This is a genomic window from Olivibacter sp. SDN3, from assembly GCF_014334135.1.
Taxonomy (GTDB): Bacteria; Bacteroidota; Bacteroidia; order Sphingobacteriales; family Sphingobacteriaceae; genus Olivibacter.
In genome coordinates, this window is sequence record NZ_CP060497.1 from 2478725 (window position 1) to 2503419 (window position 24695).

The 24695-nt window shown below is 42.4% G+C and carries 20 protein-coding genes; 4 read left to right on the forward strand and 16 right to left on the reverse strand.

Annotated elements, in window-relative coordinates; all coding sequences use genetic code 11:
• The first annotated feature begins 16 nt into the window (after positions 1-16).
• Positions 17-1471, forward strand: coding sequence for a RagB/SusD family nutrient uptake outer membrane protein (locus H8S90_RS10220; protein WP_187342440.1), 1455 nt, complete (start codon positions 17-19; stop codon positions 1469-1471).
• Between the two features lie 81 nt (positions 1472-1552).
• A complete protein-coding gene (locus tag H8S90_RS10225) occupies positions 1553-4303 on the forward strand; it encodes a sialate O-acetylesterase (protein ID WP_187342441.1) in 2751 nt (916 codons plus the stop codon).
• Positions 4304-4478: 175 nt separating this feature from the next.
• Here H8S90_RS10225 and H8S90_RS10230 read toward each other — a convergent pair whose 3' ends face one another.
• From H8S90_RS10230 to H8S90_RS10255, 6 genes are all read right to left on the reverse strand, one after another.
• Positions 4479-5261, reverse strand: coding sequence for a hypothetical protein (locus tag H8S90_RS10230; protein ID WP_187342442.1), 783 nt, complete (start codon positions 5259-5261; stop codon positions 4479-4481).
• Positions 5262-5340: 79 nt separating this feature from the next.
• Positions 5341-5934: an outer membrane beta-barrel protein gene (locus H8S90_RS10235; RefSeq protein WP_187342443.1), complete on the reverse strand. Its 594-nt coding sequence runs from the start codon at positions 5932-5934 to the stop codon at positions 5341-5343.
• A 243-nt stretch (positions 5935-6177) separates the two neighbouring features.
• Positions 6178-6321 (reverse strand): hypothetical protein, encoded by a 144-nt coding sequence (locus H8S90_RS10240; RefSeq protein ID WP_222852280.1) that lies wholly within the window; start codon positions 6319-6321, stop codon positions 6178-6180.
• A 17-nt stretch (positions 6322-6338) separates the two neighbouring features.
• Entirely contained in the window at positions 6339-7274 is a 936-nt protein-coding gene (locus H8S90_RS10245; RefSeq protein WP_187342445.1) for a GAF domain-containing protein, read from the reverse strand.
• Between the two features lie 226 nt (positions 7275-7500).
• On the reverse strand, positions 7501-9288 hold the full coding sequence (locus H8S90_RS10250) for a thioredoxin-like domain-containing protein (protein ID WP_187342446.1): 1788 nt from the start codon (positions 9286-9288) through the stop codon (positions 7501-7503).
• A gap of 435 nt (positions 9289-9723) precedes the next feature.
• Entirely contained in the window at positions 9724-10203 is a 480-nt protein-coding gene (locus H8S90_RS10255; RefSeq protein WP_187342447.1) for a GNAT family N-acetyltransferase, read from the reverse strand.
• 321 nt (positions 10204-10524) lie between these two features.
• Between H8S90_RS10255 and H8S90_RS10260 the strand changes: the two genes are divergently transcribed.
• Positions 10525-11925, forward strand: a complete 1401-nt coding sequence (locus tag H8S90_RS10260; protein ID WP_187342448.1) for an acyl-CoA--6-aminopenicillanic acid acyl-transferase — start codon at positions 10525-10527, stop codon at positions 11923-11925.
• A gap of 113 nt (positions 11926-12038) precedes the next feature.
• On the opposite strand, the gene H8S90_RS10265 is transcribed toward H8S90_RS10260, so the two are convergent.
• The 4 genes from H8S90_RS10265 to H8S90_RS10280 form a co-directional block, all read right to left on the reverse strand.
• A complete protein-coding gene (locus H8S90_RS10265; protein ID WP_187342449.1) occupies positions 12039-15224 on the reverse strand; it encodes an AsmA-like C-terminal region-containing protein in 3186 nt (1061 codons plus the stop codon).
• A 183-nt stretch (positions 15225-15407) separates the two neighbouring features.
• Positions 15408-16118, reverse strand: a complete 711-nt coding sequence (locus H8S90_RS10270; protein ID WP_187342450.1) for a hypothetical protein — start codon at positions 16116-16118, stop codon at positions 15408-15410.
• Between the two features lie 329 nt (positions 16119-16447).
• Positions 16448-17017 carry a hypothetical protein gene (locus H8S90_RS10275; RefSeq protein WP_187342451.1) on the reverse strand — a complete coding sequence of 190 codons (570 nt, stop codon included), beginning with the start codon at positions 17015-17017 and terminating at the stop codon, positions 16448-16450.
• A gap of 83 nt (positions 17018-17100) precedes the next feature.
• Entirely contained in the window at positions 17101-17667 is a 567-nt protein-coding gene (locus tag H8S90_RS10280; RefSeq protein WP_187342452.1) for a Crp/Fnr family transcriptional regulator, read from the reverse strand.
• A gap of 475 nt (positions 17668-18142) precedes the next feature.
• On the opposite strand from H8S90_RS10280, the gene H8S90_RS10285 reads away from it, so the two are divergent.
• Positions 18143-20677, forward strand: coding sequence for a tetratricopeptide repeat protein (locus H8S90_RS10285; RefSeq protein ID WP_187342453.1), 2535 nt, complete (start codon positions 18143-18145; stop codon positions 20675-20677).
• Between the two features lie 231 nt (positions 20678-20908).
• Here H8S90_RS10285 and H8S90_RS10290 read toward each other — a convergent pair whose 3' ends face one another.
• The 6 genes from H8S90_RS10290 to H8S90_RS10315 all read right to left on the reverse strand — a co-directional run bounded on the left by H8S90_RS10290 (position 20909) and on the right by H8S90_RS10315 (position 24540).
• Positions 20909-21601, reverse strand: a complete 693-nt coding sequence (locus tag H8S90_RS10290) for a hypothetical protein (RefSeq protein ID WP_187342454.1) — start codon at positions 21599-21601, stop codon at positions 20909-20911.
• The gene (locus H8S90_RS10295; protein WP_255501893.1) at positions 21598-22068 is read right to left on the reverse strand and encodes a hypothetical protein; all 471 of its coding nucleotides are present in this window, start codon (positions 22066-22068) and stop codon (positions 21598-21600) included. The genes H8S90_RS10290 and H8S90_RS10295 overlap by 4 nt, the downstream gene beginning before the upstream one ends.
• Positions 22069-22438: 370 nt before the next feature.
• Positions 22439-22798, reverse strand: a complete 360-nt coding sequence (locus tag H8S90_RS10300) for a nuclear transport factor 2 family protein (RefSeq protein WP_222852282.1) — start codon at positions 22796-22798, stop codon at positions 22439-22441.
• A 218-nt stretch (positions 22799-23016) separates the two neighbouring features.
• A complete protein-coding gene (locus tag H8S90_RS10305) occupies positions 23017-23256 on the reverse strand; it encodes a thioredoxin-like domain-containing protein (protein ID WP_187342456.1) in 240 nt (79 codons plus the stop codon).
• A gap of 20 nt (positions 23257-23276) precedes the next feature.
• Positions 23277-23522 (reverse strand): hypothetical protein, encoded by a 246-nt coding sequence (locus H8S90_RS10310; RefSeq protein ID WP_187342457.1) that lies wholly within the window; start codon positions 23520-23522, stop codon positions 23277-23279.
• Positions 23523-23649: 127 nt separating this feature from the next.
• Positions 23650-24540, reverse strand: a complete 891-nt coding sequence (locus H8S90_RS10315) for an SDR family oxidoreductase (RefSeq protein WP_255501894.1) — start codon at positions 24538-24540, stop codon at positions 23650-23652.
• Positions 24541-24695: the final 155 nt, after the last annotated feature.

Below are 24695 nucleotides of genomic sequence, written 5' to 3' on the forward strand. Positions count from 1 at the left end.
ATTAAATCAATGAATAATGAAAAATAAGGCATTACATATAAATTTAGGATTCATCATCATGCTATTCACCATAAACGCATGTACCAATAAGTTTTTGGATGAAAGTCCGAAGGATTTTCTATCACCAACTAATTACTATCGTACATCGTCAGATGCAGAGGCCGCAATCATTTCGGTGTATGCCGGCCTGATGAGTATTTATAGCCAGAATATGTATTTTTTAGCTGATCTACCTTCTGAGCAAACGAATTTTGGAACAGGAACAAACGTCGATCGTATTAATATCGATAATTTTCAATTTGAAGCAGAGAATCAGATTGTGATGAACATATGGAATCACAGTTACCGCAATATCAACCGTGCAAATGCGGTGATTGATCGTGTTCCGGATATTGACATGGATGCCCAACGCGCAGGTGTCATTGTAGCGGAAGCCCGATTTTTACGGGCCTTGAATTACTTTAATCTAGTGAGGCTTTTCGGTGGTGTTCCGCTACGTCTTCAGGAAACGGCTTCACTTGCCGATTTGGGTATACCCCGAAGTTCAGCTGAGGAAGTTTATGAGCTGATCATATCCGACTTAGTTGAGGCAGAAGCCATTTTGCCAAACACTGTATCAGGCGGAAAGGCTTCTAAAGGAGCGGCATCTACACTGTTAGCTTACGTATACCTTACAAGGAGTGATTGGTCGAACGCCGCAACAAAAGCACAAGAAGTGGCTGATAATGCCGCGTCCTTTGGTTACAGTCTCTTTGAGGAATATTCGGATATATGGAAAATCGAAAATGAGAATACGCGGGAACACATCTTCTCCTGCCAATACCAATCAGGTCCAGAAGGCCTGGGAAGCGCTTATTCCCATTTTTTTATGTCCAGACAAGCAAATGCAATTCTCAAAGGCGGGAGCGGTTATAGTGCCCACATGGTTGAAGACGCCTTTTGGCAATCGTTTGAAACAAGCGATAAAAGACGCGACGCCTCGATTCTTTCCAGTTTTATAGACCCCAATAATCAACAGGTAGTCAGCTATCCTTCCGGAGGACTAACGGAACTGAGTATTTTCAAATATTATGACCCGGAACCGTTTGCGCGCAACAATAACAACAACAACTATCCGATATTGCGGTACGCAGATGTTTTACTGATATTGGCGGAAGCACTGAACGAGCTCGAAGGGCCGAATGATAGGGCGTATCGGGCAATGAATGAAATTAGAAGAAGAGCAGGACTAGATGTGCTCGAGCATCTGAGCCAACAACAATTCAGGGATGCCATCCTGCAAGAGCGAAGCTGGGAATTTTGTTTCGAGTCCAAACGATTCTTCGATTTAATCCGTACGGAAACGCTGATTCCTATTATGCAGGCAGCGGGTAAAAATCCAGGGCCAGAAAATCTCTTATATCCCATTCCGCAGCGTGAAATAGACGTTAATGATCAAATAAACGCAGCAGACCAAAACCCTGGCTATTGATAACATATGTTCCATATTTTATTACAGTTGACCATGCAATTGAAAATCCAAGAAAAACAATTCCAACACCTTTTAGCTTTAGTGACCTTCCTATTTGTGTTGGCATGTGGTTGTCCCCTTTCAACTTATGCCACAAATGATGCGCTCCTTATCCGAGGTGGGGTGCCCGTCTACGTCCATCCTGAAGAGCCAGCGCCCGTTCGGCGAGCTGTCCAAGATCTACTAAGGGATCTGGAAGGCGTTTTTGGGCGTTCATCTGCCTTGATAGACACGCTCCCGAAGGATGGTGCAGCTATTGTCGTTGCCACAGGAGATCGGCACCGGGGCCGTCTATCAGGCGCTACCGGATGGGAAGCACACCAAGTGTATACTGACGGTCATTATATCGTGCTCAATGGCGCTGATACGCGCGGTACCGTTTACGCCATTTACACCTTTAGCGAATCGTGTTTGGGCATCAAACCGTTATGGCGTTGGACATCGGAAAAACCAGTTCCAAAAAAACAGATAAGCATCCCCGGACAGTTCCACCAAGCTATTCCATCCCCAAGAATCAAATACCGGGCGTGGTTTCCTAATGACCGGGACCTGCTTGACCCATGGCAAAGAAATTCGGAGGAAAATTATGAAGCGCTTTATGAGACGATGCTCAGGCTCAAAGTCAACACCTTGGAGGGAGGTATCACAGACGCCCGTAGTTTCAGTCCCCCTTATCCTTTGGGTCGGGAAGCTGCCATGGCACAAGAACGCGGATTGCTCGTCACGGGGCACCACATGCGTATTTTTGGTTCCAGTTACAACCATTGGGATGCCTATTGGAAAAATGTGCGGCAGCAACAGCCACCGGCCTTGGAGATCGCCAATGTCGAGGCCCTTGAAGAATGGTGGCGGTACCATGCGGAGCTAGCCGTCCGTCATAAACTAGATATGATTTGGCTGGTCGGTTTCCGTGGCAACCGCGATATCCCTTTCTGGGAATTTTTCCCCGATTCGCCGAAGGATCCTCAAGATCGTGCCGATGTGATAGCGGCTATGGTCAGGTCACAGATTGGAATCGTCAAAGAAGCAACCGGGGATCCCCATCCTTTAATGCGGTTGACACTCTACAATGAAATGTCAACTCTGGTAGCCAATGGGCATTTTAAATTGCCGAACGAGCCGTCTCTCATACGCAACTTCGTTGCCGCCCGGCGCGATCATTTCCCGGCGCCGGATATCATGGGGCATTCTTTTTCGGGCGAGCCAACCGGTTATTACCTGAATTTCCAATTCACCTCCTCCGGTTCCCATCTGGCGCAGGCAGAAGGCCCACGTAAGATGGAGCAGAATTTCCGTATGGTTGACAGTTTGAGTGGAGGGAATCTCGTTTTCTCGGTGGTCAATGCCGGGAACATCCGGGAACATGTTTTGGAATTATCTGCCAATGCGAAAATGATGTGGGATTTTGACCGGTTTGATTGCCCGTCCTTTTATACCCAATTCTGCAATAAATACTTTGGTCAAGAACACGGCCCCGGCATCGCAAAGCTATACCCGGAATTCTTCAATAGCTACTGGCAACAAAAGGAAAGCGATATTCCTGGTTTCGAACGGCAATATCTCTTTCAAGACATGCGCTATGCGCGAGCCGCTGAGACCTTGATGGGTTATATGGAAAAAGACAGCTATCCAAGCAATCCGCTGGACAACCACGCTCTGGACGATCCTGACAAAGGTAGCGCGGGTTATTTTCGTGTCCGTTCCGCTGATCAGTTAAATGCCCTTTTAGAGGGCACGGCTGCTAGTATCATCAAGCTGGAAAAAGTGACAGCAGCGGCCGATCGTATTCATAGTCAATTAACTGAGGGCAAACGTTTTTTTGATGACAATTTGCGCGGACAGGCACACTTTATGCTCCACCTTAATCGCATGTTGCATCAGTTGACCAAGGCCTATCAATCACATGAGCAAGAAAATGCGCAATTGGGTTTCCTTCAGGAGAGCTTACAGGAGCTCAGGGCAGCCGAAGAATGGTTGCGGCGGGCAGAACATGATATTTTTGATGAATGGTATAGCAATGATAACAAATTCGGGTTGGAAAAAATCAAGCAAAGGCTGACAAAGCTCACTGAACCATCAGCAATCGATACCAACTTCCATGTGTATTTATTGGTGGGCCAATCGAATATGGCGGGAAGGGGAAAACTGGATTCGGCCAGCAAAATCATAGACTCGGCCATTTTAACGTTGGACAGCAATGGAATGTGGGTGCATGCGATGGATCCCATCCATTTTGATAAGTCAGCTGCAGGTGTTGGCCCCGGCATCAGCTTTGCCCGTGAGATGTTAGCCAAGGAATCAGATTCCGGCATTCGTATCGGACTTATCCCGTGTGCGGTAGGGGGCACCTCCATTGATCGGTGGTTTGCCGGCGAGCAGGATCCGGTGACGAAAGCATTTCCCTATGACGATGCTATCAGACGCGCAAATGTTGCGATGCGAAAGGGGGTTTTGAAAGGGATTCTATGGCATCAGGGAGAAGCCAACAACTCGAAGGAACGAGCAGCCGAATATCCGAATAAATTGGTTAAGCTTGTCCATAATTTCCGTCGAGACCTCAATGGAGATTTCCCATTTGTGGTGGGTGAAATAGGTTATTTTAAATCGCAACGGCCAATTAACGATGTCCTTAACCAAAGTCCTACTTATATACCTCATTCGGCTGTGGTAAGCGCCGAAGGATTAAAGGATGTGGGAGATCGAACACATTTTGATACGCCGTCGGCAAGATTGCTGGGAAAAAGGTATGCCGAAGCCATGTACAAATTGATCGGCAAAAGCGTGCAAGAATAGCTGTCGTCCGTTTATACGACCATAATCAGATATCAAGACACCCTAATAGTGTATATAATTTAGTATGAAACCTGAAGGTGTCAGTGCTTCTGTGATAAATAACGATTAGGTAAAGCATATGTAATATAATATAATAAACGTGCTTGTAGCGGTTGATCGAATGTTAGTTACATGCTCATTTTGTAGGATGCTTTAATGATAAAAAATAATTGTCGTACAATTCCCTGATGTTTTCTATATCGGTAAAGTCTGGTTTGATAATCCCCGCTGACGGGTTGTCAAGATCTTGTATTGTATATAGAATAATATAGCTCATCACCGAAAAAATAATTGCCGAAATATGCATTTTGGTATGTAGCATTCCACGCAGGAAGCCCAATAAAAAGCCAATAAGTAGAGAAAATAGTATTAAAATAAAAAGAATTAGAGTAGGAGTGCTTCGATGATATGAATAGAGTAACCTGTAATAGAGGTGTTCCATGTCTTCGAGTGCATTTATCAATTCGGAAACATTTTGTTTTTTTTCCGGATGCCTTGCTATATAGTCTACTAAGAAGCGATCAAAGCTGTGGTCTAATGTTTCTATTTCCCTTACGGTTTCCCTCACTTCGGCTTTTGATCGCTGTACAGTGTTTAGCTGCATATCAAAAATACAGGACATGTAGTCGTAAAGTTCCACTTGTAATTCGTGATCGTATAACTTACTTTTCCGTAATATTAAGGCTAATTTGTCCGCGGTATCATGGATATATCCGGTACGTTCTTTGGCGTTGTTTCCAGCCTGTATCAGGGAGAATGAAATCAATAATGAGTAGAATCCCACAAGGCCATTTTCAACCCCAAGTGGCGTCCATTTAGGCCTTGTCGGAAAAACATAATCAGCTGCTTTCTTGCCGATACCTAAACTGGCGATTAATAATACCGGATAAACAATTATGTGAAAAATAAGGCCAAACATGGAATTGATCAATTTACATCGACATCGATGGAATGTGCAGGCTACTCATCCCGCTTATACAGTAACGATCAATAACGACTTAAAGCTTATATGCCAGCACGAGATTAGCAATGCCTTTATAGCCGTAACCAACGTTTAGGGAGATACTGAACGGATTTCCATAACTAATGCCTATGGCATCTACCTGATATGCAAAATCGGTGGCTTTATCCTTTTCAATGATGACATCGTCTTTGGTGGAACTCCGGGCGTGCGCCACACCGGCACCAATACCCGAATGCAATCTGAAATGTCTATGATTAATGTAATTATATTTAAGTTCAGCTAATACCGCATACGTATTGGTCGATATATCGCCCGCCTTAGTGGATCCCGACAACAGATCTTTGCTGGAATTTTCATAAACAAAGGTTCCGCCAAACTCCAGCCTTTCAGTTATGTAAGCTCGATATCCTCCGAAAATTGCGCCTGTATATCTAGAATCGGCCACATTATAGGAGCCTCCGGTAGCGGTTGTTACGATAATATCTGCAATGACGTCTTCTATTGAATTGGCAGTCGCCACGCCATATCCTAAATAGAAACTACCGCCATCTTGAGCAAAACCATTTCGTGTAATGCTGGCAAATAAAAATAATGTAGCTACAACTAATTTGATGGTAAAATTTTTCATAATAATAGTTTAATAAATGTTGTTTGAATTTAAAGATGAATAACCCGGGCTTGCCGCCGAAAATAACAGAAGATTTTTTAAAGAATCAACTTTTTACACGAATGGCCTCCTTTCTTACACAGAAATATTTAGTCCTATTGACAGATTATGACTACTCAGCACCTTGGCAGCGGGCAAACCCAACTTGTCATACCGTATGCGAAGATACTCCGGAGCCCGAGCCACCCCAACCTATTGCTTACCTTACGGTTTGATGCCACGGGAAGTATTACCCTCAGCGACTTGGCGTACAGTCCTGATCATTTTTTCAAAATCACCATCTTTCAGAATATAACCATGGGCGCCGGCTTCGAAAGCCTCCCTAATAAACATTTCCTTATTGTGCATAGTCAGTATAACTATTTTTACGGTAGGGAATTTGGAGGCCATTCTTCAGATTTTGCTCTTGTTACGGCGGCCCAGGCACGTTCTGCCAATTCCTCGGCAATAGATATTTCAAAATGTGTCCATTCCCTGGGTTTACGCTGTACCACACAGAGCAGACCCACTGCATTCCCATTTTTGATAACCGGTACGTCTATAAACGAAATGACTTGTAACTGTAAGCATAACGCATATAAATTCTCATCTATGATAGCTGCTTTTTCAATATCGTTAACGATGAGGGGGCGTCCTGCGCGTATCACCGTATCAAAAAGAGGCATCGCGTATAACGGGTAGATACCAGCTACACTTGGTAGATATTGAACGAAGGCATCTCGCCGAATAATCGCATTACCATTTTCGATCTCACAATAATAGCACCTATCTGCCTGGAAAAAATCCATCGCCTGCATAGTTACGAGTTCCTGGATAGTTGTCGGATCTTCAATTGGCCGTAATGCATCTGTTAGCCGCAGAAAGAAATCCTTACGCTGTTCATTCTCACGCAATATATGCTCCGCACGTTTACGCTCTGTAATATTGGTGAAAAGAACAATAATACGCTCAGAAACCTCCGTCGGGAAAACATCCGCCGCCATCCATATGTCCATTGATTTAATGTGATCTTCAAAAGCTATTTGCCGTCCTCCAGTCACCACACTATCATAATAATTTAGAATCCTTTCCTCCACTTCCGGCACCAGCTCTAAAATCGTTTTTCCTTCCGCGTCTCTTAAACCGGTGTGCTTTTCAAAAGCCGCATTGACAGCCAGGTAACGATAATTACTTTGAGCACCTAATGGCGTTGGGATTTTTTCTATCAGTGCAAAACCCTGATCGATACGTGCGAATAACGTACGATATTGTTCATCGGTTAATGGCCTTTTACTGTCATCGACATGCTTACTTTTTCCCATGATACAATACCAACCTGTTGGAACCCTTATCAACGATTTGGGCATCCTAATAATAACCCAAACCGCGCTGATTTGTTTAGCTGGATACATCTCTTATGAGATGAATGTCCTATGAAATACCATTGCCAACCCACTCCACCTGCTGATCCCTTTCCAATACACCTATCAACTTCGCGATAAGCGCGTTTTGTTCCGTGCGCACATCGAGTGATCGGTTTACCCAACATTAGCTCCCGTTTAACATATCCTGAATACGGTCTATGGTTTCTGACGGATTATCCAATAGATTTCTCGCATTGAATTCCACTTTTCCAAATTGGTCTATGAACAGATAGCTTGGGTAACCATTAAGCTGAAAACGCTCAGATAAATCCTGGTGCTGTTTATCCGTCAACAGAATGTGCAAGCCTTCCACGCGTTTTTCCCTTATGCGTTTAATCCACTGCTCTTGATCCGAATCCCCGCAAAAGTATATAAACAGTAATTGAGAACGGTCAATTTGCTCTTTTATCAATTTTGCTTTTGCGAAATCCTCGAAGCAGGGCGCGCACCAAGTAGCCCAAAAATCAATCAGCATCAATTGCCCTTCATGCTGTTTTATCAACAGATCAAATACCTCATTTCCGCTTAGTGTATCGTTGTGATACAGCGTGGCATAGGAATCAAATTCTACTTTTGTAAACAGATCATCAAGGTTTGCATAAGCATCTGGTAGCTTCTCCACCTTTTTATTGGTGTCTAATGTGGCCATCCGCATTACTTTATTCACATAGCTATCTACAAAGTAGGAAATGGTAGGGGCGTTTATATAGGCTGAAATCTCCCGATAAATCCGATCAAAATCTTCCACACTAACTTGATCTTTTCGCGGTCCACTTTTTGCCAGCAGCATTTCTCCTATCTCGCCGGGAAAGCTATCTAAAATAAAATACTGCCGAGTTCTTTTATTGGCTTTCATCCAAAGGCGAACCTGGGCGTCGAGGAGATCCCCATATCGCTCGTTAAGCATATTCATATTGCTGGTTAGCTCAGCTACAAAAACAGTATCCGATTGAAGTGATTCATCACTATGGTACTGCAGATACTGCAACTTGGTTAGTTTCAGCTGTTCTATCTCATTATTAGCTAGCGAATCAGTGGTTAGGATTTTATCAATAAATTGTTCGACAGAAAAGTCACTCATGTCTGGGGCCCACAGCTCTCTCATATAGTTACTTAGGTGAGATAGCAAATTATTCGTATCGTAATTTAAAAAGCTCAATGTAGTGCTAAATTCTTTTATTTCCCGAAACAGTTCATCAGATATTGTTTTCTCAGTACGCCGATAATATTCCGGGAAATAGGCTAAATATTTTGCTTTTTCAGTAGTTAGTATCCACTGGCTGATTTCCGCTGACGGAGGGTGTTTTTCCAGATATTTCTTTATAAAATTTGCTCGCAGTGTTTTCCATTCTGCCAATTCCCGATGAAAGGAAATGCTATCGACCATCTCATAAACGTCAAATGATTGCTTAATTTGGTGCGTTCTTAAGCTCTTGTCCAGATTGTCCAGATAACGGCTCCATTCCGCTGTTTTCCCGGAAAAGGTGATGTCGAAATAACCAGTCTGTTCAGCCGTTTTAAAGTCAAAAAGAGCTTCTACTGAATCGTGCACCGTTATCCTATGGTGATAATCGCCAATTTCTAATACAAACTGCTGAAAAGGCATGCAATAATCCAGGGTAATTTCAAAGGTGCTGTCAGGCTTTATCTTATAGGATCTGGTATACTGGTTTTCAATATCAAGCGATTGTATGTCTACGTGAATCTTATCCAGTCCTTCTGCGATTGCACCGGGCACATTGATAAGCTTGCCGTTGAGAATGGTACTGGGGGTATTTAAATCTATCTGAAATGGATTTTTATCATCAACGTTTTGCTCTCGGGCAACAAGACAATGATTGCAGACGGCATTAATAGCTATGGTTATTAACAGTATCAATACAGGGTTAAAGGAAATTCTTAATATAATCATACAAGGTCAACAGATGGTGTTAACAATAATCGCTAATTAAAATGTAAAACGCAAATTGGCCAAGTGCTACTCCAGCGGGTCGCATGTCCATGTTTTGCCATAATTAACATAGTCTCTATCCAGGTTAATTGTGTTTTCTGCCATCCAATAATTATATGCTTTTTATATATACTTGTGTAGTATTTCTCCCATTTATTTCAACCACAGTAACAGGATATATTGACTATATCAGTAAAGATATACGGCGTAGTATACCAATAATAGATTTCAAATTCACAGTAACGGGTGTCTACAAAGTTGTTGATGTTTTTCTGATTAAAAATTATACACAAGACCTCTCATTGATTGTCACAATCATATAAAGGCCGCTCGTCCGCACCCAGCTCGAATATAAGCTCAACCATGTGAATCCGAAAGTGTATAGCGTAAAATCTACTATTTTAATAACCAAGGCTTCAATTGAGGGGATAAGGCCAGCCTTAATACAACAACTTCAATGTCATTATAGCTACCGTTAAATTCTTCGGCAGTATCAAATCCGAACCTATTATATAAGCTTATTGCAGCGAGATTTGTCTTTAATACGAGCAACCATGCTTGGTTTCCTATCATTGGAAGAATGTGTTGCAGTAATTTCGTTGCTACGCCTCGCCTGCAATATTCCGGATTAACGAATAAAAACGAAATTAAATATTTACTGTAACCTGCGAAGGCTATAACATTGTTATACATTTCAGCGACATATATATCACTATTTTGAAACAATTTTAAGATTTCAGCGTCCTTTTGCAAAGGCAAAATGTTTTCTCCAGCGATAACGCCTCGAAATTCCTCGGGCTTTGCTTTTGTAAAAATATCACAAACATTTTCCCAATCCTTGTTTTCATACCCTCTGATTATTATGTCACTATCCATTAACGCTTCTATTTTTAGGATTTCTGATTAAACCTTAAAGTTAATTTATTCTTACAAAAGTACATAACACTTTACGTCAGGAGCTGACATCGAAGCGTTGCTAAAGAGGTAGACTAGGCAAACAGTTAAAAGAATCGCTATATACGGGCATTCTGCTGTATCATGGTGTCCGCATGCGAACACCCACCGTTCGCTAGTGAACAATGGGTTCCTATCATATTATCGCTCATACGAAATATACCGCGTTTTCTAAAACGGTTGGATTATTGCGCATATAGGAACTACTATTGAAGAATTACAAAGTAAATCAAAAGCCTGGATATGATTAGATGCTTAAAAATCAGTTTATTTTGCTCCCTGCTGTTACTGGTCAATCAGTATAAGGCCAAGGCATGCACCATATTTATTTCCTGTGATAAAAATGCTGTACTTGTGGGAAACAATGAGGACTATAGACCCGGCACGCCAACCTATTTATGGTCAAGGGCAAAGGCAGGAGGGAAGTTCGGATACGTTTTCTGGGGTTTTGAAGAGCAGTATCCCGAAGGCGGGATGAACGAGCATGGGCTGTTTTTTGATGCAGCGGCTTTACCAGAACCAATTCCTATCAGCAGAGACCCGGCGAAGCCGGACTTTGAAGCCTATCTGGTCGAACCCGTACTTTCAAAGTGCCGCACTGTCAGTGAAGCCATTGCGTTTATACAGCAATATAACTTAACCTGGCAGGAGAAAGCACAGATAATGATAGCCGATAAAAGTGGTGATTATGCCATTATTCATGCCAATTACATCATCCGCAGCGAAGCCCCGGTTTTTGCACTTACCAATTATGCGTTGAAAGCGGAACAACCTTCGACGTTCAACTGCTGGAGACAGCAAACTGCCTATCAGCTGCTGAACCACCAGGCACCTACTGTGGATCTGATGAAAGAAACTTTATGCCAAACGGCACAAAGATCGTCGGACAATGCTACGTTATATTCCCAGATCTGTGATCTGAAGCAAGGTGTTATCCACCTTTTCCAACAGCATGACTTTTCAAAACAGGTAAAGATCAAGTTGGAGGATTACCTGTCAAAAGGCAGTAGAGATGTTCCTATCGCTTCTCTATTTTCCAAGAGTATAGCTGACACCATGAGCGCCTACATGCTCTCGCACAACAAGGAAGAAGCTATAGGGTATTATAAGCACCTCAAGCAGAACGATAGTATATCCTTTAATTTTTCAGAAAAGGAGTTGGATCTGCTTGGATACCGCCTGATAGATAGTGGAAAACTTTCAGACGCGATAAGTATCTTTCATCTCAATCTGAAGAATTTCCCGGACTCGGATCGGGCAAAATCTTCCCTGGCAAACGCTTACCTATTAAATCATTCTTTTGAGAAAGCCGATAGCCTGTATCGTGAAGCTGCAAAAATCAATCCCCGCAATATTTACGTGGGGCTTTTCGGAACTGAGGGGGGAGAAGTAACGTTTCGCGTCAACGGTATGCCGGGTGCGGGGAGAATAGCATTAATAGGCTCTTTTACCGATGAGGAAGAATCGGCTGAGTACTTTATCAAACAGGAGAACGGGTGGATCCTTAAGAAACATTTGGCACCGGGTGAGTATACCTATAAGTTTTTAGTGGACGATACCTATTGGATGGAAGATCCGGATAATAAGATGCATATCAAGGTACGGGACTGGTACAATTCCAGGTTGATTGTTAGGAAAGACTAGTATTCGCTCTGTTGTTTGGCCCTGAAAACACCTCACACGGTCTCATACGTCTATAACCTTACAGTTTTGGTAAAAACCAAGAACCATGATGAAAGAACAGGCAACCAGCGTATTTACTTACTCTTTTTACCTAGACTTACGGAATAGTCATCGGCATTGCCCTCAACTTTTACATGCACATAGCGAATCTTCTTATCAGGGTCTGGGGTTTGTATTTCATCCTCCTGATCTAAATCCACCTCCTCTTGCTTGCGTTTGAAAAGTTTTTGAAACACAGCCTGCGAAACCAATTTGAGTGGTACCTTGAAATAGTATTGCATATTCATATCAAGGTCTTGCTGTCCGGACAGTTCAATAAAGCCCAAGCTGGAATTGACAGACATCCATGGGATATCGAGGACCCCGTTCTTTATATCCAGCGCATTAGTCAGCGTATCAAATTGTACTTTGTTGAGGTTCCGATTTTTAAAATAGCTGGAAAGGGCTTGAAGTGGTGCATAGTTTTCCAATCGCCCCTGGATAACCTGAATGTTCATATGTAACTGCGACTGATCAATAATTGGTGTCAGGTCTGTGTGCATACGTATATTTCCTGTTAGACTGCCCGAAAGTTTACCGTGTAAATTTTCCGATACCAGATGATCTTGCCCGAAATTTTCAAATTTAAACAGCAACTGATCAAGGTCTATTTGTTCGACGGTCATATCTGGTTTGAAATAAATATTTTTTGCATCGGAACCGTCAAGGAATCCTTTGAAAGATATGCCTCCTCCTGCCGCCAAGAACTGACACTCATCAAAATGGATAAAGTGATTTTCTTTAATCCGCATGGCGGCGTGAAGTTTTTTTAACAGATATCGATGATAATTTAATTGCTCAATATCTGCGTAGATCTGCATCTCTGTAAAGGGTAAATCGAAAATATTGAAAACATCATCATGATCCTTGGCTTCAACTGCTCCATTTCCTGAGGGCAGTTCATAAGCCATAAGTTCATCCAGATCCAGCCTTTTAGATTGGATATGGAAAGTATTTTCCTTTTTTCTAAGCGCCTGATCCCTACCCAAATAATAATTCAAGTTAACCGCTAAGTCACTTTTACCAATCTGTCCGCTCAGCTCTTCTACGCTGAGTTGCTGATTTTCATAGTGTATCCGGCCCCTAAAACCCTCAAAACGTGCTTGGTGTATTTTCATATTACCGCTAAGCTCATCAAGATACATATCGGTAGAATAAAGACCTTGATTGTTGAAATGTAGATCAATATGTCCCATTAGTCGCACCTGTCGAAAATCTTCCTGCCTGTAATCTGCCGGAACGTAGTTTTCACCTTTATAAGAGAAAAGGTCTTCCAAGCGAAAATGGTCTGAGCTGAAGTTAAACGTCAGCTTTGCGTCACCCAGCAATTCCGGCTTCAGCCAAATATCATAGTTACTGGCTTTACCGCTTAAACGAAAGTCGCTACCATCTATTTCACCGTGAAAGTCTGCGATCCGAATGTCGGTGTCGCCGATATGAAACGCTGCGCGCAGATCATGCAAACGGTGTGGATAATGCTTAAGTTGTGCATCAAAATCACGTATCAAAAATTGACCGAGAGGAAGGTTGGGCGACTCTGTAAAAGCTCTTCCTTCAGCTAAAAAGGATAGGTCAAGACGAAGATTGCTAATTTCTTCAGCTACAGCACTCGTTTTTGTGGAGTCGTGAAAACTAAGTTCGCCCAAATCCAGTAGGTTAGATTCGATAAGCAGATTCGTTTGTACTTCCGTATTGCTGTGATGCATAATGGCCGGCAGATCACTTATATTCCCTTTTATCGAAATGTCTGAATTCCCTACTCTAGCCGTAAAATGCTCGATAACAGCTTCGTGACCCTCCATTTTCGCTTTGACATTAACATCTTGAACAGGTAGGTGAAAATTGGTCGACCGAAATTGAAGGTCCTTTATTAAGAGTTCAGTATAATAGGATTCATTTAGTTTTTCGATACTGCGTTCAGGGTGTGTGAAGTCTATAATATCCTTGAAATTCATTGTCAGCGACACATAGCCATCCATATCCTCCAGGTTTTTTATATTGAAAAAGCCGGAAAGAAAATCCAGATTGAACTCCGAGTTGAGCTTGAGATCAATCTCGGGCGAATCAAAGTTAAACACCCTCAAGTTGCCACTAAAAATCCCTGCACCCGGTTTGGCCGAGAAGTTCGCCAGTTGAAATTCCATTGTGGAAGCATTATTTGCCTCACCGTTAGTGAATGATCCATTAAAGGCCATCCCTTCAATTTTTTCCTGATTAGCGGTATTGGTGATACTCCCTTGTTTGCAGCCAAACTCCGCTTCAATGTGAGGCATCTTACCGTTGGCGGTAGGTCCATTTATCGTTGCACCAAAGAATACCTGTCCTTTATTACCATAGCTTTTGAGTGTCGGAATCAGTTCCTCCGGAGCGAAGGCAATGAAAAGATCGAAATTTGGTTTAGCACCTTTTACTTTAAGGTCGACCGGCATTTCTCCCTTTAGATCAAAAGTTCCCTCTAAATTAAAAACGGCCTCTTCTAACTTAACCACCGAAGGGGAAATTTCAAGCCATTGCGTCTTGCCCTGATAATCAACCTTTGTCTGCAATTCCATGTGTTTGTGCCGGATGAAACTCGTGTCGCCATCCAGTATGACATTGAGGTCAAAGCGACTATCAATTTGCGCAAGCATATGTTCGTCCTTCGTACTGAATTTAGCGATCGCGTTCTTCACAAACAACTCAATTTCAAGTTGCGTATCTTCATTGATTTTATGTAAATCAATGTCCTTCAGGCGAACATTATCGAGTTTTAAATTGAGGTCAGCAGACTCCTCACTAGTAGGGTCTCCGTTCAGAGGGGTTAAAGCATTCACCAAATTAAAGTTTCCATCTTTATGCTGTATTAAATTCAGGTCTCCCTTGTTAATGTATAACCTATTTACTTGGTATTGTCCTCGAAGCACCGACCACAGGTTAAAGCCTATGTAAGCGTCCTCCACGCTAAGAATAGCGGTCTGATCCTGCTGACTTTTACTTTCGTTTATACGGAGATTTTCCAGGTCGATCGTTATGTGCGGAAAATCCGCAAAGGGGGACACATGACTTCCACCTATTTGAATTTCACCCGCGAATTGCGTATTAACTTCAACCAGAACACGCTGTACAATGTCGTCCTGTTTCCAATAAATTATACCTGTGAGCGTAAGAAACAGCAGGGCAGGTACAAGAATAAATCCTATCAGCAGGCGACTCCAACGATTGACAAACAGGGCTTTTCGCATAAGTATTCTTTATTTGGACCAAAAGTAAGAAAAAAGCTGGGCTGACTAGGTCTTAGGCAGGTCATAACATGAGCTTTTTAAACCGCATAAGGACGATACGCTCCATCTCATATTTTCGGGTTGAGTTAATCCGCAACGGCTACTGTGGGGTATGCTTAAGTTACTGTTCAACATGTTGAAAGGTCAGCGTTTAACACCGTGTTTTTTTGCTAACTGTTCTTTCTCTTCATCTGGCAAGTCCACTTGACTTAAGTGTATTCTACATTCTTCCTCACGGGGAAAATCATTCAGGACGTTAGCTAAATCCATCCGTATCAACAGAGCTTCGGCAATGTCCCGTAACGTTTCGTTTTCGACCTTTTGCAAAGCAATATCTAACGTTTCGGCTGCCGCTTTTTCATCTTCTTTAAAGTCTCGGAACCTTATTCCAGTAGCAATGGATTTCTGTAAAGGAGTCTGGTTAATATCATCTGCCTTCTCATATACTTCATTGTCTTTCTCATCATCTAAAATAAAGATGACACAGTTTCCCGAAACATCCATTAATGTAAAACGTGTAGCTTCCGGCTTCATTCTCGAAATCCTCGGTATTCCCGAATGCGGAACTCTTCCCAGGTTCTCCTTTAACTTTTGAGCGAATTCCTTGTAAGTTTTTCTTGCATCGGACACCATAACAAGGCAGCCATCGTCATTATTCGTAACATCCATTCCCTTTACACGGGCAAAATGTAGCTCATAACCATTTCGTTCCACGACACCGTATTGATAAGGATGAGTCATTTTGTAAGTAATTTTATACCCTAACATTTCCCAAAATGACAAGGTCTCTTCAATGGCAATACAAGATAAAGTCGGGATTGGCATCCAGTCTCTTTGACGTTTCAAATTTTCCATTTTTTTTACTGTTTTTGTTCGGTGCAAACCTAAACACTTTGGCAGGAACGACCATGTTTATATACTTTTTTGTATATAACAAAGAATGTGGGAAAATGAAATACGTTAGGTAATTCTTTCAGATTCTAGCAAACGGAATCTGAATACATAAGTTGTGCATGTTTTCGAGCTTAAAAAGACGCTGTACCTTATCAAACATTTGCTTCCTTGCGGATATACAGTTTGTTTTTAGCATTGACATACAGGCTTACATGTCCATGATTTGTCTGCAGTTTAATTTTCTTTGACGCCTGTCCGCCTGATTACTCACAGAAATGACATGGGAGCTGTCACCGAAATCTCCATCCCGCAGTGTTATGCCATTTTACAGAAAATGCCAAAATCAATTTCACGATAAATAATACCAACATAAAATGAACGACTTTGGACTCAGGTGACATGAAAAATACAATGGATAAGCCCATCGTTGCAAAAAAACCTGCCAAAACACGTTGTTTCCCTTCCTCTTTCAAGCTGCTGGTTACTATCGTTGCGAGAATGGTATATGAGGCCGTTAAATAAATAGATGCCAAGTCTTTCGGAAAAATCCATGCCATCACTATAGGCTGTATGAAATGTAAACCAATGAAAACGTACCGTCTCTTACGGCTTTCTGCATAATAATCGGTTGTCCCCTGTGTAAAATTGGCAATGACTCCACCCGATAAATCAAAGGCTAGCAGACCCAATATCATAAATTTAAAGACACTCATATTTATATCACACGCTGAGTAAATTATTAATCCAGTAGCCACCAAAGCTGTGAGATACGTAAAAATCAAGTCGGCTACCGTTGCTTCTTTTCCGTGCAATTCCTGAAGAAATAAAGGTGTTTTTATTTTCCTATTTAATGTTTCCATTGTTTGCGCTATGTTAATAGTGCAAAGGTATGCAATAATTGAATGGCTGTTTTTTACATATGTTAAAAAGGCGGGTCAGTCAACTACTGCTTTTGCACACCCGCTCGAATACGGCTTAGGCTTACTTGGCTAATACCCAAATAAGAAGCAATATGGCTTAGGGGCACGCGCTGCAAAATATCAGGATAGGCGGCGATCAGTTTAAAATAACGCTCACTTGCATCTTTGGTGCGCAGCGCTTCATAATAACTCGCAATGCGTTGCAATTCGTGTTGGTAAAACCTTACACCCCATAAAGCCCATTGATGGGATTCGCTAAACAGGTGTTGCAAATCGTTGAAATTGATGGAAATCAAGTGAGTATTGTTCTCAGCTACTTTAAAATAGTGGTTACTGGGTTTTTGGTCATAAAAACTTTCCAAATCGGTAAAGCTACTGCCTTCACGCTCATACCATAAGATCTGTTCTTGTTCAGTGTGCGCATATACCAGTCCGCGTACCATAAAATATAATTTGCCGCAAATCTGTCCGTTTTTGAGTAAAAAACTTCCTTTGGAATGAATCGTGTTTTGAATTACATTGTTTCCCAATGAAATGGTTTCTTCATTAAAGTGTTTGGTGAAAGGTATATGTTGTATCCATTCTGACATCGTACTTTTTTTTCACTTTATACTCTTTATATCTTGTATCCATCGCATCCACAGAGCTTGTTTACTACGCCATTAACCATTACTCTCAAATATATGCAAATTTGGTAATTTATCAGCGGTCGTGGAAAATTCCAATCTTAATTAGTCTCAGAAATGGAGCAATACGCTATTCAAGAAATACAAGGTCGGTTCCACGCCTATCACCAAAAAAAGAAACAATGGAGATCACTGCTCAATCCGCTGATTCGAATTGCATTTGGTTAGTTCCTTGTGCAATTCTGTGAAAAAGATTTTAAATATGTAAATTTGAATCGATTATGAACCGTCATGATCTGCAAAAATCACACAGCGGGATGATTGGATCATGACAGCTTCATCGCCAATGAAAAAAAATTAAACAGATGAAAAATGTAATTTTGTTTTTTATTACCCCGGCGAAGGAACGTTTGGAAGCGCTCAGAAATACACACAGACAATGATATTAAAAGAAAGGATCGGCTATAATTACCTGAAATACCTGCTTACCGTGGCCTTTTCCGTCTTGCTGATCGCAGGATATGCGCAAGAGGAGGAAGAACAGCAGGAAGAGAAGCAACAGCCCAGTGAGAAACGGGACGAAGGGCAATCTGGGCTTATGGAGTCTATCGATGTCATACGTGATTACCGGCCGATGCTGGCCGATGCCGTAAAGATCCGCCGGAGCCCGGATATGGACATCGATCGGGAAGCGCTCGCGGTCGAGCTGCGCCAGATCGCCGCGGCCACGTATTTTGCACAGAACAGATTCAAACAAACTTCCTACGGTAAATTGCATGAGCGGTATCCCGACGCTTCACGCAACAATATCGATAACTTCCGGATCGGCTTCGTGGCCTACCTCGCAGGCGAATACGAAAGAGCGACCTCTATTCTGGAGAAGGTGACGGATCCGGATGCCTTTTATCAGGGCTCGTTAATTGCTTTGGGCTATATTGCCGTGGAAACCGGCGATAAGCAACGTGCACGGGATGCGTTTGCCAAAGCGTCCAAACTGGAGTTCGATCAGGCATCGAAATCGGATGGGCTGTTTAACTATGGTAAAATCTTATATGAACTGGACTCCGTCCAAGCTGCCCGGGAGGTCGTCCAGGAATATATCGCTCAGAAATTTGCGGATCGTAAACCGGATGCCGAAAAAACAGAGAATCCGGAAATGCTATTGGCCGCGGTCTTGTCGGGCACGAGCAATTTCCATGCAGGGGTATCCATGTTGGAATCGTTCAGCAATAGGGAGCGGGAAGCCGATGCAACCTACCAAAAGGTAACGTATTACCGTGGATTGGAGTTTTATAATGAGCGCGCTTTCGAAAACAGCATATCCATGTTCATGCGATCGGAAAAATTCCCGATCAATGCGGAAATGGCAGCGTTGGCAAAGTATTGGAAAGCGGAGGCAATGTATGAAGTGCGCAAGTACGGGGAGGCAGTGGAAAACTTTTCTCAGTTCCTCCGCTTGCCCGCTGCGCGAAACACCAAGGTATACAGGTATGCAAACTATGCCCTGGCCTATGCGGCGTTCCGCAACAACAACTTTAGCATTGCTGCCAATTATTTTGAACGCTTTTTGGCCACCGCGGGAAGCTCGCTGGATGAAAGTGTACGTCATGACGTGATCGCACGTTTGGGCGATTCGTATTTGTCCATACGCAATTACGACCGAGCCAACGAATACTACGACCAGCTGATCAACAGTAAAGCTCCCAATCAGGACTATGCGTTGTTCCAGCGCGGTGTTATTCAGGGGTTGCAGGGCGACAATGAAACCAAGATCAGCACCCTGCAGTCTGTTATTGAACAATTTCCGGCTTCGAACTATGCGGATGACGTGGCTTTCGAAGTCCCATACACATATTTCACTGCCGGAGATTACGATGCCGCCATCGAAGGGCTGCAGCAGATGATCGAACAATACCCCCGCAGCAGCTATGTCCCCAGAGCATTAATGACCATCGGCCTTGTCCAGTACAATAATGATAACACCGAAGCGGCGAAGGCTACCTTCCAGAGGGTGGTGGAGAAATATGCAAAAACCGAAGAGGCAAGGCAGGCGCTGCGTTCCATTGAAAACATCTACCTAGATCAGGGAGATGCTTCAAGTTATATCCATTACGCAACCAGTGCCGATATCGGTGATCTGACTGCCGCGGAGCAGGATAACCTGGCTTTCCAGGCAGCCAGTTCCTTGTTTAACAGGGAGGAATACGAATCGGCTGTGGAGGCGATCAATGCGTATTTTGATAAATTTCCGAGACCCATACAGGAAAAACATGCCCGCTATATCCGCGGGGTGAGTTTGTACCATACCGACCACCCGAAAGAAGCGTTGCACGACCTGAACATTATTCTGAACGACTGGACGAGCAAGTATACGGAGAATACCCTGCTCACTGTGGCCGCGTTATACCTGCGCCTGGAGGAATACAACGAGGCCATCGTGCACCTCAAAAAACTGGAGCTCACTGCTGAATACAGAAAAAACTATGGCTACGCAGTAACCAACCTGATGATCTGTTATTTCGAAATCGGCGACATGGAGCAGGTGGCCAAGTATGCGAAATTGATTAAGAATTACGATCGGTCATCAGAAGAAGAGCTTGCCAAGGCACACTTATACGGTGCGCGGGCCATGCTGCGGGAGGAGCAAGTGGAGCCCGCCATGGAGGAACTGAATCTGGCGGCGCAGAAGAGCAAAACGGCAGTCGGCGCAGAGGCACGGTACCGCATCGGGCAGCTGCAGTATGAAGACAAGGAATATGACAAAGCCCAGGAAACGGCCTTTGATGTGATCAACAACATGGGGTCATATGACTATTGGGTGGCCAAGAGCTTCATCCTGCTTGCGGATGCCTATGCGGGCAAAGGCGATAAGCTCCAGGCGAAGAGTACGTTGGAAAGTGTAATTAAAAATTATGAAGAAGAAGATGACGTCATCCCTTCAGCAAAAGAACGTTTGCAGAAATTGAACAATTGATTCCATCGCTCATTAAAGTTTTCAATATGAATGCTGATTGTTATTAAATAAAGCTATATCCGAAGAGTTTGAAATGGGTGAATTTAATGAGGACACCAAAAATTTATACGAGAAATTTTCGGATTTATTAATAAATAAAACACGATTTAAAGACGAGAGTGAAAGTCTTTATAAAACTGCAATTTTCATTTAAAATACTATTTTTTAGAATGTTACTCATAAATGAGCTTATTACAGGCCTTTTTCTGCAACAAAGTCTCTTATGGAGTCCAGTATAAAGTATTGTCGTTCCTGCTCTGAGTATTCAAGGTGCACACTAATCCATTCATCAATATATTTGTTGTTTAATAAGTCTCGAAATGAATTTGCTATATAGCCTTTTAATTCTGTTTCTGCGTTCCTGAGTTCTTCCCAGATGCTTGATCTGTTATTCAAAAAATAAACAATATCTTCGAAATCGGTACTCGTACGGCCATCGCGATGTCCCCTGTTTTTAAAGGCCTCAAGCTTAGTGGCGAGAAAATACGAAGGCGCAAATATTTTGATAATGTATTCTTCATCCAATGTGTAGGCAATAGCATTGGAGAAGCCGGGTATATACCATTTATTGGAGAATCCGAGAATTTGGTCTGAGGTTGGCATTACGTCGACGACTATGCCCTGCACTTTATAACGACAGATAACACCGGACTCCCAATCGTTCACGAATCCTTTTTGCCTTAGCTTTTCTTCGATATCCGCATAACCTTGATAGCTTATTAGTTCAACCAATATATCTATATCGTCAGTTGGACGAACTTCTTCGGCTATTCTATCTGTATACAACGATACGGTGGCTCCACCGACGAAAACTACTTCTTCTGCCAATTCTTCAAGTGCGTTGTATACAGCTTTTATTCGCAATAAATTCTCTCTATGGCTCATAATAAATGCTTTTTAAGTTGTTCTAAGGCCAAATTTTTCTCCCGAACTTTTCCAACCCGTAAAATATCAATGCTCGCCAGCAATTTATATAAGACCGCATCCTGTTGGGAAGCCTTTACAACTCCGTTATGCAAAGGTTCAATAGATTGGCCTCGTATATTTCCATCCACTGTAGGCCAAACGTAGGGCATATCGCTCGAAAAGTGCTTTTTATAAAATGGATGTGAGTGTGCTGTCTCAATTCCATTGACGATGGAACCTGGAACCTGTGGGAATACATAATGCAATCCATATTGTACAAACTCCATCAGTGCATTTCTCCTCACTTTTTTCTTTTCCTTATCCACTAATCCCGCAACCATACTTCTGTTAAGAGATGCAGAGATCTCTGAAATACTAATAAATAAAGTTGATGATAAATCTCGATATTGCCAAGTTTCATCATTTAGTGCTATGATTTTCATCATTACCACTATGTCTAAGGGGCGCATTCCATTGTGGCTCTTCATATAGCAAAGATAATAAACTTGTTTCTTGTTTGCAAATCGCGAACAGCGAACAAGAAATATTACTATGAACAATTGGAAAATACAAAATCGAACAGCATTTACTAAATTTGCACGGCAGCAAATACTAAGATTAGCATGTCATTATTTACTAATTTTACAGACACCAGTAATAAACCCATATTAAAAACTGTAACAGATAGGTAACGAAGCGAAATTTTGCAGTTCCAAAGATTGTATATATTAAAAGAGTTCGCCATGCTTGTTCCTACCATTGTTTATATCATTTTTCAGCAAGTATTGTAACCCGAGGTAAAAGTCATTTATGTGCTCAGCAAGGCACGCTGCTTGCAGTAATTACTTTCCAGTCCCCGTTAAATAATTTCCAGACTCTGGTAAATTTGACACGGCTTTCAAATGGCTGGTTCAGATAAATGCCCCTGATCTCCTTGGCGACCACGACCGCGCAGGTATCTCCGAATATGTGCAACTGCTGGTCTGAGGCAACCAGTTCGGTGATTTTTAAATCCCCGCTGATATGAGGGGCCAGATCCTCCTTTTTGGAAAGCACCATTCCCAGGTGATTAACAAATATCAGCTCATCGTGAAGCAACTGATCCAGTACCTTTAAATCGCTGTTTAAGATGGCTGCAATAAGTTGTGCTTCTAACTTTAAAATTTCGCTCTCCATAGCTGTTTCTTTTACATTTGATGCCGCTAAAAGTATAAAATTAATCTTTAACTGCCACACGAAACGTCAGTTGGATATTCTGGGAAAAACACCAAGATTATTTGATGAGCGTTTTAAGCGGATGGCAATAGAGTTATCCTATGCGAAATACCCGATTCTTACTTTATCACCATTCAGTTCAGCGGTGGGATCCGGGTGCCAACTAACGCTTGGTAACACTATTGATTTTTCTCTATATACCGTTCGATGGTATTGGTCAGTTCATCCGCAGGGATATTTTTTGCGATTATTTTCCCCTCCGGATCAATTAAATAACTTGCAGGAATACTGGATATATAATAATCGTACCTAACCGGATTATCCCAGCCTCTTAAATCGGAAACATTGAACCACGTGAGTTTATCTTTTTTGATGGCATTCACCCAACTTTCCCGCTCGCTATCTAATGAAACACCCAAAATAGTAAATCCTTGACCTTTTAATTTGACAAAGGCTCCGGCCCTGAAGCCGGTATATCAAATCTAAACTGGTTGTCCTTAATAACTGTACTGTCTTTAGTTAATGTACTTTTTAGCCTATCCGGAACAACCTGTTGAATCATTATTTTTGTACCGTCCTCTGCAAACGGAACACTACCGATGAGCTGTGTCTTTTGCTGTGCCAAGGTCAACATGGGCATTGACACTAAAAATATAAAGTTAATTCTTAATATTTGATGATACATGCTTACTTGAAATAAGGTATTACGATTACAACATACAGCCAAAACAATAGTTTACCTTAAAAAACCATCTCGCTTTGACTTTGTTGCAGCAAAAACGGAGGAAACATTTGTTCTCGATGCTGTTTTCCTAATGGTCGCGTCGGAAATAATCCTGATAATCCGCTAAAAAGTCCTTAAAACTACGGGCCTTCTTACCGGTTACATGTTGCACGTCATTTGTTATATCTTCGGCTTCTCCCCGGGCATAATGTGCATAGTCCTCCACGAGTCCCTGTGCCTGCCAATGCGGAAATCCTACCGCTGAGAGTGTTTTCAGCATTTCTTCATCGGAAATCTGTATGTAATCGATAGTGTTGCCAAGGGCCATGGAAAAACTGTCTGCTATTTCAGGATGGGTCATGGCCGCGGGTCCGGTAAGGTTATAGATTTTGTTGTAATGAGCATTGCCCTGCAGGGTTTCCACTGCCACAGCGGCGATATCCCTGATGTCGATCAGGCTTATGCGTGCATCGCCGATCGTTGCAAAAAACTTTCCTTGTTGCGCAATAGGTGTTTTAAAGCCCAGCAATCCCTGCATGAATAGATTCGGACGTAAAAAGGTATAGACCATTCCCGAGTTTTCAATGGCCTCTTCCACCTGGGCGTGATAGCGCAGAAACCGTACCGGTGAATCTTTGGCGGCATGCAGTTGGGAAAGCTTGACAAGGTGCTCCAATCCCGCTTTTTTTGCCATGGTTACAAAATTAAGTTGAAGCTGTTCTGTGTGTTCCGAGGAATCGGTCAGTAAAAAGGCATGTTTAATTCCTTCCAGAGCTTTTTCAAGACTTGCACTGTCATTAAAATCCGCAAGGACTATTTCTGCCCCCTGCAACTTTTCAATTTCTTTCATTGTTTCCCGCTTACGTGACATTGCCCTGAAAGGGATTCCTTTCTTCGACAATTGTCTGCAGATTTCAGAACCGATGGTTCCGGTTGCCCCGGTGATCAGGATTTCTGTTTTCTCTGAACTTTTCATCATATTTTATTTTAAGATTATAAGACAAATCTCGCGAGAATATTATTGGAAAAATTGTAGGAAAACGAAGCGCTATTTGGTTTTGATGATGCAGATGTCTTTCTGGAATGATATGTACTTGCCCGGTTACAGTGCAGGTAATGATTGAATTCGTGTAT